Raw genomic sequence first — 15,927 nt, 5'->3', positions numbered from 1 at the left:
GATCTTAGGCGCCCCGTTAAACCACGCTGGCCGAACGCAGGTAGTACGGAGCGGGTAAACCGGCAGGACGCCGGTTTACCCGCGACGGGGCAGGGACGGCCCGTCGCGGCGGCCCGCTGCGTAGTACCGGAGGGAGGGCACACCGAGCCTAGGCGAGGTGCCGAGTGGTGGGGCAAGAGCGTTTTGGTTACTTTTGCGCTTTTCAAAAGTGACCCGCTGTAAGAGCGGAACCGATATCCGCCATCACCCCCACAACGGATATGCCCCCGGCCCCCTGCAACACCCCGCACTACTCACCGCCCATCACCCCCTCAATCACCCGCAAAACCCGACTACTTACCCCCAGTAATCTGCTTCACCAACTCCGCATGCCCCTTCACATCATCCGCCCGCGAAATCGCCTGAATCACCAGCAAGTGATTGCCCGAGCCACCCAGGAATGTCGAGTTCAATGTCTTGCCGCCACCCTGGGTGGCCGTGCTGTCGACCTGCCGCAGGCCAAGACCTTTGAAGCTCAGTTTCTTCTCGTTCTGCTTCTTGAAATCAGGCAGGGCAGCGCTCTGGTCCTTGACGAAATCAGCCACGGCGCCATCCAGAAACTGCGGGTCATTGTCTTTGATTGTGGCCCCGTCGTTGCGCACCGTTTCAGCCACGATCACCACACTTTTCGTGGTCGAGTTGGCGTACAGCGTGCCCTGGGTGTCGGCGGTGCCGTCCTCAACCTTGCCGGTCGGCAGCGTGTCGGCGACGTAAGCCTTGGGCAAGTTGAAGGTGAACTTGCCACCCAGCGTCGAAATGGTTTGTGTAGCGGTCGGCTTGGTTGCCGCGAACACGCCGCCGACGGTAAGCGCCAGGGCCAGCAGGACGGCGGTCTTGGTGAAAGTGGCCATGAAGCGCTCCAGTGGATGAACGAAATTGCGGCGTATTCTGTCAGAAAACTCGCCAGATCGTTCATCCCTGTCCTCACACTTTGTCGGACTCTTCCTCAAGCCGATCCATCTCAAACAGCCGCGCCAGTTCCGTACGCGCTTCCTGGGCGGTTTGCATGACCTTGGCCGCATCGTCATATACCGCGTGTTGCGCAGCGAGCACTTGCAGGTCATGGTTTTTGAAACGGGTGATGCGCGCATCGGCCTGGGCCTGGGTCAGACCGAGACCCACCAGGGTGCGGCGGCTCATTTCCAGGCTGGAGTAAAAGGTTTCGCGCACGGGTGACGCGTCCAGGTCGACCAGGCGGTGTACGTGTTGGCGGTTACGTGCACGGGCGATGATTTTCATGTGCGGGTAGAGGTTGCGCACCAGTTCGGCGGTCTTGATGTTGATCTCCGGGTCGTCCATGGCAATCACGAAGAACTCGGCCTGATCGACCTTGGCCGCGTGCAGGATTTCCGGACGCTGCGGGTCGCCGTAGAACACCGGCATACCGCCGAAACTGCGGGTCAGCTCGATGGTTTCCACCGAGGTATCGAGGGCGATAAACGAGATGTTTTGCGCACGCAGAATCCGCGCCACGATCTGGCCCATACGGCCCATGCCGGCAATCACCACACGCGGTGCATCGCTTTCGATGGCGCGGTATTCCTCCGGCACTTCCACCGGTTTGACCTTGGGCTTGAACAGCTTTGGGCACACCAACAGCAGCAGCGGCGTCACGGCCATGGACAGCGTGATGGTCAGCACCAACACATCGTAGAGGTGCGGTTCGAACAGGCCCTGGTCGCGCCCGATCTTGAACACCACAAAGGCAAACTCACCGCCGGCGGCCAGCACCACGCCCAGGCGCAGCGCGCTCTCGCGATTGAGGTCGCCTGCCATCCGGCCAACCGCATACAGTAGCGGCAGCTTCAAGCCGATCAACAGCAGGGTCAGGCCGATCACCACCAGCGGCGAACTGAGCAGCAGGCTGAGGTTGGCGCCCATGCCCACACTGATGAAAAACAGGCCGAGCAACAGGCCCTTGAACGGTTCGATCTGCGCCTCGAGTTCGTGGCGGTATTCGGAGTCCGCCAGCAGCAGCCCGGCGAGGAAGGCGCCGAGGGCCATCGACACGCCCACCAGCTCCATCAACCAGGCCGTGCCGATCACCACCAGCAGCGCGGTGGCGGTGGACACTTCGCGCAGCCCGGTCTTGGCGACAATGCGAAACACCGGACGCAGCAGGTAGCGTCCGCCGATGATCACCACCGCGATGCTGCCGAGTATTTGCAACACGTGTTGCAAGCCCTGGGCTTCAGTGGTCGGGTGATCACTGCCGGCCAGCAGCGGCACCATCGCGATCAGTGGAATCGCGGCGATGTCCTGGAACAACAGAATCGCAAACGCCAGGCGCCCGTGCGGCTGATTCAGCTCTTTGCGTTCGGCCAGGCTTTGCAGCCCAAACGCGGTGGAGGACAGCGCCAGGCCCAGGCCCAGCACAATCGCACTGTTCCAGGCTTGGCCAAACAGCCACAACGCCACCACCGCCATCACCAGCCCGGTCAGCAACACTTGGGCCAGGCCCACGCCGAACACCGCTTTGCGCATCACCCATAAACGCTTGGGCGACAGCTCCAAACCGATGATGAACAGCAGCAACACCACGCCCAATTCAGAGAACTGCGCCACGCTTTGCGGGTTGCCGATCAGGCCCAATACAGAAGGGCCGATGATCACACCCGCGAACAGATAACCCAGCACTGCGCCCAGTTGCAGACGCTTGGCCAACGGCACGGTCAGCACGGCGGCGAGCAGGAACACCACGGCTGCTTGTAACAGGTTGCCTTCATGGGGCATTGCGAACTCCAGGATCTTTAAAGCCAATCAACAGGGCGCCATTAGAGCGCTTTTTTACATTTCGAAACTTGTATTTTTGACGCGACAGGCAATGGATATTGGCTGTAGTCCCATTCTTACCGGGCGCTTACGAAAGTATTAATACCATTTAATTCAATGACTTTTCTGTAGGTCTACTACCGTTTCGACAAACTAGATCAGTTGTCACCACGGTCAGGTATTTCGAATTCGATGCGTGTGGGTCAATAGCGTTGGGCTTCTGCGCATTCATGGATGAAAGCTTGGACCACGAAGGAGTTGGACGTGGATAGAAGACTTGCTGCTGCCGGTGTATCGCGTATCGCCCCTCTGAACATGGCCATTCGACTCGGGATTGTCGGGTTGATGGTTGGCCTGGCAAGTCCTGAGGCATTAGCCACCTGTTCGACGGCAGGTTCTACCGTGACCTGTACGGGCGTGCCGAGCCTGCCGCTGTTTCTGAATAACTTCAGCAGCGCCACCAACGGCTTGACCGTGAACGTCAACGCGGGCGCGCAGATGAATGCGACGCTGGGCGGCCACGTGCTGGACCTCACCGGCGTCAACATCAGCTTGAACAACTCGGGCACCCTCGACCCGGCACTTCTGGGCCTCGTGTCGGTACTCAGTGGTGGCGCTTTCATCGGCACTGGCGCGTCGAGTACGGTCAGCGTACTCAACAATGCCAGTGGCATCATGCGCGGCACCGGGATGTTGCTTGGGCTCAATCTCACGAGCCTCGGCGGCCTGGCGCTTTCAGTTAACAACGCAGCGACCGGCACCACGAGTATCACCAACAACGGCACGATTACCTCCACCGGTTTGTCGGTGGGCGGCATAACGCTGGCCGACACGCCGGTGGTCGGGGTATACGGCGGTTCCCAAGTCAACATGGTCAACAGCAGCACCGGCGTTATCAATGGTCGGGTGGCGTTCGAAACCTCTGCGGCGGGCAACACGTTCACCAACGCCGGTGCGATCACGGGCGGCGTCTCGATGGGGGCGAACGGCACCAACACCTTCACTGCCGTTACCGGCTCAAGCGTGAGCGTGGGCGACGGTCTCCAGGTCAGTGTGGGGTTGGGCGGCCTGGCTGGGATCAATTTGACCTTTGGCCCGACGGGCACGGTCGATGGCGGTGCGGGGGGCGTCAACTCACTGATTCTGCAGAACCCTGTCGGCGTCGGCGGCGGTACTACGGGTGTGGGCACTGCGTCGAGCGCCAATTACGTCAACTTCAACAACCTGACGATCAACAGTGGCACCTGGACCCTGCAAGGTCCGCTGGTATCGGGCAGTACCACGCTCAATGGCGGGGTTGCGCAGTTCAATAACAATGCGTCGTTTGGCAGCGGCGTGCTGACCTCCAACGGCGGGGTCCTGCAGGCGAGCAACGCGGGCTTGAACGTCAGTAATCTGGTGTCGCTCGGCGCGGGCGGTCTCACGGTCCAGGGTACCAACGCCACGACGTTGTCCGGCGTAGTCTCAGGCGCCGGGGGCTTGACCAAGGTCGGCAGCGGTCAACTGTCCCTGACCGGCATCAACACCTACCTCGGTAACACCACGCTCAACGGCGGCACGGTGCAACTGGGCAATAACCAGGCTTTCAGTACCGGCACGGTGACGTTCACAGGCGCGACGTCACTGTCGGCGCCTGGCACGATCAACCTGAACAACCTGATCACCCTCAACGGTGCCATGACGGCCACCGGCACCGGCGCCCTGACGCTGGCCGGCGCGATCAGCGGCGCGTCGGGCATCAGCAAAACCGGCACCGGCAGCCTGACCCTCAGCGGCAACAACAGCGGCTACACCGGCACCACCAGCCTGGGCGCCGGCACGTTGGTGTTGACCAGTGGCAATGCCCTGGGCAGCGGCGCCTTGAGCGTGACGGGCAATGCCAGCCTGGACGCCAGCGGGGCGCCGACACTGAACAATAACCTGGCCCTGACCGGCGACCTGACGCTGACCGGCACCAACCCGCTGACCCTCGCTGGCGTGATGTCCGGCGTCGGTGGCTTGATCAAAACCGGCGCAAGCCTGCTGACCGTGACCGGCAACAACACCCGCAGCGGGCTCACCTCGCTTAACGGCGGTGGCCTGGTGGTGGGTTCCAACACCGCCTTGGGCACGGGCGCGCTGAATACCGCAGCGGGCACCTCGCTGGACGCCAGCACCGCGGTCACCCTCGGCAACGCCGTCAATCTGACGGGCGCGTTGACGGTTGGCGGCACCCAGGCGCTGGGCCTTGGCGGCGTCATCTCCGGCAACGGGGGCCTGATCAAAAACGGCGCCGCTGCATTAAGCCTCACAGGTGCCAACACCTTCACCGGCAACACCAGCCTGAATGCCGGTGCGCTGGTGCTGGGCAACAACACGGCATTGGGCACAGGCGGCACGCTGACCACCGCCGACAACACCACGCTGGATGCCAGCGGTGCAATCAACCTCAACAACGGCCTGAACCTGACCGGCAACCTGAACATTGCCGGTAGCAATACCCTTGGCCTGACGGGCGTCCTCAGTGGCGCAGGCGGGCTGACCAAGAATGGCACGGCCGCGCTGATTCTCAGCGGCGCCAACACTTTCCTCGCCGGCACCACGCTCAATGGCGGCACGTTGAACGTCGGCAACGACCTGGCCTTGGGCACTGGCGCGCTGAGCGTGGCCGGTGTTTCGACGCTGGATAACGCGGCGGGTGTCAACCTGGCAAATGCCATCAACCTGGGCGCCGACCTGACCCTGGCCGGCACCACCCCATTGACCCTCAGCGGCGTGATTGATGGCGCCTCGGGCCTGATCAAAAACGGCGTTTCCAGCGTCGTGCTCAATGCTGCGAACACCTTCCAGGGCGGCACCACGCTCAACGGCGGTACGCTCACAGTGGGCAACGCAAGCGCGCTGGGCACCGGTGCCCTGACCGTGGGCGGCGCAGCCAGCTTGAACAGCAATGCGGGGCTCGCCCTCAATAACGCGGTTACCCTCAACGCCAGCCTGACGGCAGGCGGCGTCAGCCCGCTGACCTTGAACGGCGTCATCAGCGGCGCGAATGGTTTGGTCAAAACCGGCACGTCGAGTCTCACCCTCAACGGTGTCAACACCTATACCGGCCCCACTGCACTGAGCGCCGGTTCGTTGGTTGTTGGCTCCAACACCGCGCTGGGCACTGGCGCGTTGAACGCAACGGGCGGCACCACACTGGACGCCGGTGCTGCGGTGAGCCTGAGCAACAACGTAAACCTGGGCGGCACCGTGACCGTGGGTGGCAGCAACGCGCTGACCCTCAATGGCGTCGTCGCGGGCATTGGTGGCTTGATCAAAAACGGCCCGGCCGACCTGGTCCTGAACGGTGCCAATACATTCCTGGGTAATACGGCGCTCAACGCCGGCAAGCTGGTGGTCGGTGCCAACACCGCGCTCGGCGCCGGTACGCTGAATGCCGCCGCCGGTACCGGCCTGGACGCCAGTACCGCAGCCAGCTTGAACAACGCGGTCAACCTTGCCGGTGCGTTGGCTATCGGCGGCACTGCCGACCTGACACTGACCGGGCTGGTCAATGGCGCAGGCAGCCTGGTCAAGAATGGCGCGGCTAACCTGATTCTCAATGGCGCCAATGGGTTTCTGGGCGGCACCACGCTCAATAACGGCACGTTGACGGTCGGCAATAACACCGCCCTGGGGCTTGGCGACTTGACGGTTGGCGGCGCCGCTACCCTGGACAGCAGCGCGGCTGTCAACCTGGGCAATAACGTAGCCCTCAATGCCGGCCTGAGCGTGGGCGGCACCAATGGCCTGACCCTGGGCGGCGTGATCGGCGGCACTGGCCCCTTGATCAAAAACGGCGCCGCCAACCTGACCTTGAATGGCATCAACACCTTCAGCGGCGGCACCACCCTCAATGCCGGGGCCTTGACCTTGGGTAACGCCAATGGCCTGGGCAGCGGCGCGTTGACTGTCGGTGGCGCGGCGACCCTGGACAACAGCGCATCCTTCGGCATCGGCAATGCCATTGCGCTGAATGCCGACCTGACCGTCGCCGGTAACAACAACCTCAACCTGAACGGTGTGGTCAGCGGCGCCGGCAACCTGATCAAAAATGGCCTGGCTGACCTGACATTGAGTGGCACCAACACCTTTACCGGTGCGGTGAATATTCTCTCCGGCAGCGTGACCACGCTCAGCACCGGTGCCCTGGGCAATACCTCCGGCGCCAACATCAGCGCCGGGGCGGCACTCAACCTCGGCGTGGACAGCAGCCTTGCAGCGTTGACCGGCAGCGGTTCGGTGCAGCTCGGCACAGGCACCACACTGAGCGTTGGCGGCCTCAACACCACCAGCACCTTTGACGGCGACCTCAGTGGCGGCGGCGGCCTGACCAAAGTCGGCATCGGCACCCTCAACCTCACCGGCATCAACGGCCTCACCGGCAACACCACCATCGATGCGGGCACCCTGAACCTCAGCGGCTCGTTGGGCAGCAACCTGGTCGATGTCAACAGCGGCGGCACCCTGACCGGCACCGGTTCGCTGTTGGGCACAGTCAACATCAACACAGGCGGGCACCTGGCGCTGAGCAGCGGCAATACCTTGTCGGCCGGCGCGCTGACATTGGGTGCGGGCGCCAATCTGGATGTGGCCCTGGGCGCACCGTCGACGACATCCTTGCTGAATGTGGGCGGCAATCTGACCCTCGCCGGCAACCTGAACGTGACCGATGCCGGTGGTTTCGGCGTTGGCGTCTATCGCTTGATCAACTACACCGGCGTGCTCACCGACCTGGGCCTGAATGTGTCGAGTGTGCCGGTCGGATTTGGCCTGGGTGACCTGGTGGTGCAAACCTCCGTGGGCAACCAGGTCAACGTGCTGGTATCGGCGCCCAACGCCAATATTCGTTTCTGGGACGGCATCCAGACCATTCCTAACGGTACCGTGGATGGCGGCACCGGTATCTGGACCAGCGCCGGCACCAACTGGACCAACGTCAACGGCACGCTCAACCAGGCATGGGCCAGCGACTTTGCGGTGTTCCAAGGCGCGGCGGGCACCGTCACGGTGCAAGGGCCGCAACTGTTCACGGGCATGCAGTTCGCCACCGACGGCTACACCCTGGTCAGCGGCGCCGGCGGGCAATTGACGGCTGTCAACGGCACCACCGGCAACACTGCCATTCGTGTTGACCCAGGTGCCACCGCGACCATCGGCGTGAACATCGACGGCATCGGCACGCTCAACAAACTCGACACCGGCACCCTGGTCCTCAGTGGCGCCAACACATACAGCGGCGGCACCACGCTCAACGGCGGCACGCTGGTGGTTGGCAGCAACACCGCGCTGGGCAGCGGTGTGTTGACGACGGTGAGCGGCACGACACTGGACAGCAATGCCGCAGTGACCCTGGGCAATGCGCTGCTCTTGAACGGCAACCTGAGCGTGGCGGGCAGCAATGCGCTGAGCCTCAACGGTGCGGTCAGCGGCGTCGGCGGCTTGATCAAGAACGGCACGGCCAACCTGACATTGGGCGGCACCAATACCTTCCTCGGCCCGGTGGCCTTGAACGCGGGTGGGCTGATCCTGGCTTCCAACACGGCGTTGGGCAGCGCCACCTTGAATGCGGCCAACGGCACGACGCTGGACGCCAGCACTGCGGTCACGGCCAATAACGCGATCAATCTTGCCGGTAACCTGGGCATCGGCGGAACGGCCGACCTGACACTGGCGGGCAGCATCAACGGTGCGGGCAGCCTGACCAAAAACGGAGCGGCCAACCTGATACTCGATGGTGCCAATGGCTACCTCGGCGGCGTGACGCTGAACGCGGGTACCCTGACCCTGGGAACGGGCACCGCCCTGGGCCTGGGTAACCTGAGCGTCGGCGGCGCCTCGACCCTGGACAACAGCGCCGCGCTGGCCGTGGCCAATAACGTGGCGTTGAACGCCGCGCTGACGGTGGCCGGCAGCAACGACTTGAACCTGGGCGGTGTGCTCAGCGGCAACGGGGCGCTGGTCAAGAACGGCGCGGCCAACCTGACGCTCGCTGGCGTGAATACCTATCAAGGCGGCACCACCCTGAATGCAGGCACCCTGACCCTGGGCACCGCAACCGCCCTGGGCACTGGCGCCTTGACCGTCGGCGGTGCAGCCAGCCTGAACACCGCTGCTCCCTTGGTGCTGGCCAATGCGGTCAACGTCAATGCCGCGTTGACGGTGGGCGCTCTCAATAACAACCTGGGCCTGACCGGCGTGCTGGCGGGCAGCGGTAACCTGATCAAGACCGGCACCGGCGACCTGAATCTGGCCGGCAACAACAGCTTCTCCGGCCTCTTCGATGTACAAGCCGGCAGCCTGACCACGGTGGGCAATGGCGCGCTGGGCGTAGGCGCCGGGGTCAACCTCGGCAGCGGCACGCAACTGAACCTGGGCGGCTCGGCCAGCCTCGGCGCCCTGAGCGGCAACGGCGTGGCCCAGGTCGGCACCGGCAACACGTTGAGTGTGGGCGGCAACAACCTGGATGGCAGCTTCGGTGGCGTGCTCACCGGCGCGGGCAACTTCACTAAAATCGGTAGCGGTGCATTGACCCTCGGCGGCATCAGCTCGCTGACCGGTGATACCCAGGTGAATGCCGGCAGCTTGCTCGTCAACGGTTCGCTGGGCAGCGCCACTGTGGGCGTCGCCAGCGGCGCCACCCTGGGCGGTACCGGCACCCTGGCGGGCAACGTGAACATTGCCGATGGCGGCCATCTGGCGGTGAACTCGGGCAATGCCCTGACCGTCGGCTCGCTGGTACTCAATGGCAACTCCAACCTTGATGCGGGCCTGGGCGCGGCGTCCACCGGCGGCACGGCACTGATCAATGTGGGCGGTAACCTGACCCTCGACGGCACGCTGAATGTGCACGATATCGGCGGCTTCGGCGTCGGTCTCTATCGCCTGATCAACTACACCGGTAGCCTGACCAACAACGGCCTCGCACTCGGCAGCGTGCCGGTGAACGTGTCGCTGGGCGATCTGGATGTGCAGACCAGCATCGGCAACCAGATCAACTTGCTGGTCAATGGCAGCACCAACGTGCAGTTCTGGGATGGCAGCCAATTGTTGCCGAACGGCACTGTCGATGGCGGCACCGGCAGCTGGAATGCCGGCGGCACCCACTGGACCAGCCTCAACGGCCTGGCCAACACTGCCTGGAGCCCCAACAGCTTCGCGATCTTCCAGGGCGCGGCGGGTACCGTCACCGTGGACGGCGCTCAAGCAATTACCGGCCTGCAATTTGTCACCGACGGCTACAACCTGGTCGGCGGCGCGGCGGGGGCCTTGACCTTGTTCAACGGCACCGGCGGCAATACGGCCGTGCGTGTTGACCCTAACGCCACCGCGACGCTGGGCGTCACGCTCAACGGTGGCGGCACGTTGGCCAAACTGGACGCGGGCACCCTGGTGCTCAACGGCGCCAACACCTATACCGGCGGCACCGTGCTCAACGGCGGCACCCTGGTGGTCGGCAATAACAGCGCGCTGGGTACCGGTGCGCTGACCACGGCCAACGGCACAACCCTGGACAGCAACGCTGCGGTCAGCCTGGCCAACGACGTGACTGTCAACGGCACGCTGACGGTTGGCGGCAGCAATGCGCTGACCCTGGCCGGCACGGTGGCGGGCACCGGCAGCCTGATCAAAAATGGCATCGCCAGCCTGACCTTGAGTGGCAACAACAGTTATGCCGGGCCTACCGCGCTGAATGCCGGCGGGCTGATTCTGGCTTCCGACACCGCGTTGGGCGCCGGCGCCTTGAATGCCGCTGCCGGAACCACCCTCGACACCCGTTCCGCCGTGACCCTGGCCAATGCGGTGAACCTGGCGGGCAACCTGGGCATTCTCGGCAGTGCCGACCTGACCCTCAACGGCCTGGTCACCGGTGCCGGTGGCCTGACCAAAAGCGGCGCGGGCAACCTGACACTCAACGGCAACAATGCTTACCTCGGCGGCACGCAGTTGAATGCAGGCACCTTGACCCTGGGCAACGGCGCGGCACTGGGCAGCGGTGCGCTGGCCGTCAACGGTGCGGCAACGCTGGACACCAGCACTGCACTGGCGCTGGCCAATAACACCACGCTCAATGCTGCGCTGACCGTCGGCGGCACCGATGGCCTGAGCCTTGACGGCGTGGTGGATGGCAGCGGTTCGTTGAGCAAAAACGGCACCGCCAACCTGACACTCAATGGCGCCAACACCTACAGCGGCGGCACCACCCTCAATGCCGGTACGCTGACCATTGGCACCGCCACCGCCCTGGGCTCGGGCGCGCTGACCTTGAGTGGCGCGGGCACGCTGGACAACAGTGCGCCGCTGGTACTGGCAAACGCGGTGAATCTCAACGCCGACCTCAGCGTGGCCGGCAGCAATGACCTGACCCTGGCCGGTGTACTGGCGGGCAACGCGGCGCTGATCAAGAACGGCGCTGCAGACCTGCTGCTCAGCGCCAACAACACCTTCGCCGGCCCGCTCACGGTGGTGGGCGGCAGTGTGACCACCGTGGGCAATGGAGCGCTGGGTAACACGTCGGGCGTCAACGTTGGCGCGGGCACCCGTCTCAACCTGGGTGGCAATGCCAACCTCAACAGCCTGGCGGGCAACGGCACGGTTCAGGTGGCGGGCGGCACTACCCTGGCGGTGGGCGGCAGCAACCTGGACAACACCTTCGCGGGGGCGCTGAACGGCGCCGGTAACCTGGATAAAAACGGCACCGGCGCGCTCAACCTGACCGGCGCAAACGCCATCAGCGGCGCCGCCAACGTCAATGGCGGCACCTTGAATGTCAGCGGCTCGCTGGCCAGCGGCACCGTCGCGGTCAACAACGGCGCGACCCTGACCGGCACCGGCTCATTGGCGGGCGCCGTGACGGTGGCCGACGGCGGTCACATCGGCCTGAACACCGGCAGCACCTTGTCGGTGGGCTCGTTGGTGCTGGGCGGCAACGCCAATCTGGACGTCGGACTCGGCGTTCCGGTGGTGGGTGGCGGTAATGGGCTGCTCAATGTCGGCGGCGACCTGACCCTGGGCGGCAACCTTAACGTCACCGATGTCGGTGGTTTCGGCAGCGGCGTCTATAACATCATCAATTACGGCGGGGCCTTGACCAATAACGGCCTGACCCTCGGCACGCTGCCCGGCAGTGTGATCCCGGGTGACGTAGAGGTGCAGACGGCCATCAGCAACAAGGTCAACGTGTTGGTGACGGCGCCCAATACCACCGTGCAATTCTGGGATGGCGGCAACCTGATCGGCAATGGCGCCATCGAAGGCGGCAACGGTACCTGGGGCACCGGCCTCACCAACTGGACCAATGTCGATGGCACGCTCAACCAGAATTGGGGCAGCAGTTTTGCAGTGTTCCAGGGCGCTGCGGGTAACGTGAGCGTGGATGGCACGCAAACGATTACCGGCATGCAGTTCGTCACCGACGGCTATAACCTGGCCTCCGGCACGGCGGGCGTGCTCAATCTGGTCAACGGCGGCACCGGCAACACCGCGATTCGGGTCGACCCGAACGCCACCGCCACCCTGGGCGTGACCCTGGCTGGTGCGGGCACCCTGGCCAAACTCGACAGCGGCGCCCTGGTGCTCAACGGCAGCAACACCTACACCGGCGGCACCGCGCTCAATGGCGGCACGCTGGTGGTGGGCAGCAACAGCGCGCTGGGCACAGGCACGCTAACGGCCGCTGACGGCACCACGCTGGACAGCAACGCAGCCGTCACGCTCGACAACGCTGCGGTACTCAACGGCGCATTGGCCATTGGCGGCAGCCGTGCGCTGACGCTCAACGGCCGGTTCAGCGGCAACGGCAGCCTGTTGAAAAAAGGCGCGGCGACACTGACCCTCAACGGCGCCAACACCTACAGCGGCGGCACCGGCTTGAATGCCGGCCAACTGGTCCTGGGCAACAACGCAGCGCTCGGCACCGGCGCGCTGACCGTTGGCGGCGCTGCCGCTCTGGATACCAGCACCGACCTGCAACTGGCCAATGCCATCAACCTGGGTGGCCCGCTGACGCTGGCCGGCAGCCATGACCTGGCCCTCAACGGCGCGGTCAGCGGCACCGGCAGCCTGGTAAAAAATGGCCCTGGCGCGTTGCTGCTGACCGGCGCCAACACTTACAGCGGTGGCACCACACTTAATGGCGGCAACACCACCGGCAATACCACCAGCCTGCAAGGGGCGATTGCCAACAACGCGACACTGACCTTCGAGCAGGGCGCCGACGGCACCTACACCGGCAACCTCACCGGCGCCGGCGTGTTGAATAAAACCGGCACCGGCGCGTTGCTGCTGACCGGCAATAACACCTTCACCGGCGACACCAACGTAAACGCGGGCAGCGTGCTGGTCAATGGCACGTTGAACAGTGCGGCGGTACAGGTTGCCAACGGCGCGACGCTCGGCGGCAGCGGCACGCTGGGCGGCGCAGTGAACATGGCCGATGGTTCGGTGCTCAGGGCCGGGGCGGCGACGCCGCTGTCGGTCGGTTCGCTGGCGTTGTCGTCCGGCACCACGCTGGACTTCACCCTCGGCGCACCGGGTGCGTCGACCACGGCGGTGAATGTGGCGGGTAACCTGACCCTGGATGGCACGCTCAACGTCACTGACGCGGGCGGCTTTGGTGCCGGCGTTTATCAACTGTTCCGCTACGGCGGCAGCCTGACCGACAACGGTTTGACCCTTGGCACGCTGCCCGTCGGCGCAGGCGACCTGACCTTGCAGACGGCACTCGCCAACCAGCTCAACCTGCTGGTGCAAACCGCACCCGGGCAAATCCAGTTCTGGAACGGCGGCACCACCAACCCCGACGGCACCATCACCGGTGGCAGCGGCACCTGGGGCCCTGGCACCAACTGGACCGATCCGACCGGCACCCAAGGCCAGGCGTCGAACAACCAGTTTGCCGTGTTTGGCGGGCAGGGCGGCACGGTCACCGTGGTCGGCAACCAAGGCTTTACCGGGCTGCAATTTCTTGACCCTGGCTACACGCTGACGGCGGGGGCAGGGGGCACCTTGTCGCCTACCGGCACGGCGGTGGTGCGGGTCAATTCGGGCGTCACCACGGAGATTGCTGCGCCGATCGTGGGCGGCGGGGCGATCAACAAACTTGATGCCGGCACCTTGTTGCTGACCGGCGCCAACACCTACACCGGTGGCACTACCGTCAGCGGCGGTACGTTGGCCGGTAACACGCTCAGCTTGCAAGGCCGGTTCTTGAACAATGCGCGCATGCTGTTCGTGCAGGCCACCAATGGCACCTTCAAGGGCACGTTGACCGGCACCGGCAGCCTCACCAAACAAGGCGCCGGGGCGCTGTTGCTGACCGGTAATCAGCCGTTCAGCGGCACCGTGGCAGTGGATCAAGGCGTGCTGCAAGTCGGCAACGCGGCCAATCCGGGCACGGTGTTCGGCGGGCAGGTGACGGTCGCCAATGGCGCGGGCCTGACCGGTAACGGCAGTGTCGGTTCGCTGGTCAACAACGGCAGCGTGACACCCGATGGCGGCAAGCTGACAGTGGCCGGTAACTTCACCAACGCCAGCACGGGCGCACTGAACCTGGTCATCACGCCTTCGGTCAGCGGTTCTCTGGCGGTCGGCGGCACGGCTAACCTGGGCGGCACCCTGAATGTGATCAACCTGGCGCCGTACACCGGGGCAACCACCTACACCCTGCTGACAGCCGGCGCGGTGAACGGCACGTTCAGCAACACCAACCTGGAGAACCTGGCGTTCCTCTCCACCTCGCTGGACTACAGCCCTACCCAAGTGGCGTTGGCGGTCAGCCGCAATAACGTCAGTTACGCCAGCGTAGCGGCCACCGGTAACCAGCGTGGCGTGGCGGCTGCACTCGACAGAGGCGCCGCCGTGGGCGGGGCCGCGGTGCAAAATGCGTTGCTCAACACCGATGCTGCCGGGGCGCGTGCCGCTTTTGACAGCTTGTCCGGCGAGATCCACGCCAGCACCGCCAGCGCAATGCTTGAGGATTCGCGCTACATCCGTGACGCGGTCAACGAGCGCCTGCGCCAACCTGGCTGCTATCGCGAGGACGACCCACGCAACAGCCTGGCGCCAAGCGAAAACCGCCTGAGCAGTGCCGGTTGCCATGGCGAGATGGTCGGCTGGATGCGCGTGCTTGGCACCTGGGGCCATATGGGCGGCGACAGCAACGCTGCCAAGCTGGACCGCAACCTTGGCGGCTTCCTGCTTGGCACCGACAAGCAAGTGGATGACGCCTGGCGTGTCGGCGTGGCCGCCGGCTACACCCGCAGCGACCTGGACGCCAAGCGCCGCAGCTCCAGCGCCGACGTCGACAGCTACCACTTGATGGCCTACACCGCTTACCAACAGGAAGCATTCGCCGCGCGTATGGGCGTGGCCTACAGCTGGCATGACATCGAAAGCAAACGCGACGTGGCGGTCGCTGGCGAAGGTCAGCGTCTGAAAGCCGATTACAAGGCACGCAGCGCGCAAGTGTTCGGTGAAGTGGGCTACACCCTCACAGCCGGCAGCGTGGCAGTCGAACCGTTCGCCGGCCTGGCCTACGTCAACTACGACAGCGACACACTCAAGGAGAAAGGCGGGTCGGCGGCGCTGCGCGGCGATGCTGATCAGGACGTGACTTTCTCCACCTTGGGCGTGCGTGTTGGCCAGACCATCACCCTGGGCAACGGCTCGAAAATCACCCCGCGGGGCAGCATCGGCTGGCGCCACGCCTTCGGCGATACCAAGCCCGACGCCGACTTGAGCTTTATCAACGGCGGGGGTTCGTTCAGCACCCAAGGTGTACCGATTGCCAAGGACAGTGCGGTTCTGGAGGCGGGGCTGGATTACCAGATCAGCCAGAACGGCAAGCTGGGCCTGGGCTACTCGGGTCAACTCTCGCGTAACGATAAGGACCACGCGATGACCGTCAGTTTCTCCCTCGGTTTTTGATCAAGGCCGAGCACCTTTAACCGCCCGTAAGGGCGGTTTTTTTTGGGGTTTTTGATGAGCCCAGTGCCGAGGCACGCTCTTTGTGGCGAGGGGGCTTGCCCCCGTTCGGTTGCGAAGCAGCTCTTCAAACAAGGATGCGATGTGTCAGATACTCCGCAGCGGCTGAAT

At 64.3% G+C, this 15,927-nt stretch carries 3 protein-coding genes; 1 reads left to right on the top strand and 2 read right to left on the bottom strand.

What is annotated here, in order from left to right:
- Positions 1 to 332 precede the first annotated feature (332 nt).
- Together AACV02_RS30635 and AACV02_RS30630 are read right to left on the bottom strand one after the other, a co-directional pair.
- Positions 333 to 890, bottom strand: coding sequence for a hypothetical protein (locus tag AACV02_RS30635; RefSeq protein WP_119736049.1), 558 nt, complete (start codon positions 888 to 890; stop codon positions 333 to 335).
- Between the two features lie 73 nt (positions 891 to 963).
- Positions 964 to 2,772, bottom strand: coding sequence for a monovalent cation:proton antiporter-2 (CPA2) family protein (locus AACV02_RS30630; protein WP_106579619.1), 1,809 nt, complete (start codon positions 2,770 to 2,772; stop codon positions 964 to 966).
- A gap of 303 nt (positions 2,773 to 3,075) precedes the next feature.
- Here AACV02_RS30630 and AACV02_RS30625 point away from each other — a divergent pair, with 303 nt between their 5' ends.
- Entirely contained in the window at positions 3,076 to 15,759 is a 12,684-nt protein-coding gene (locus AACV02_RS30625; RefSeq protein WP_372239719.1) for an autotransporter-associated beta strand repeat-containing protein, read from the top strand.
- Positions 15,760 to 15,927 lie beyond the last annotated feature (168 nt).

Source organism: Pseudomonas sp. Larv2_ips (assembly GCF_963879675.1).
GTDB lineage: Bacteria > Pseudomonadota > Gammaproteobacteria > Pseudomonadales > Pseudomonadaceae > Aquipseudomonas.
Note: the sequence above shows the minus strand (reverse complement) of the source record. Positions and strands in the feature narration are given on the sequence as shown.

What these genes read in the sequence shown, in the direction of transcription:
- AACV02_RS30630 (WP_106579619.1), bottom strand. Translation starts at nt 2,772, where the DNA reads ATGCCCCATGAAGGCAACCTGTTACAAGCAGCCGTGGTGTTCCTGCTC.
- AACV02_RS30635 (WP_119736049.1), bottom strand. Translation starts at nt 890, where the DNA reads ATGGCCACTTTCACCAAGACCGCCGTCCTGCTGGCCCTGGCGCTTACC.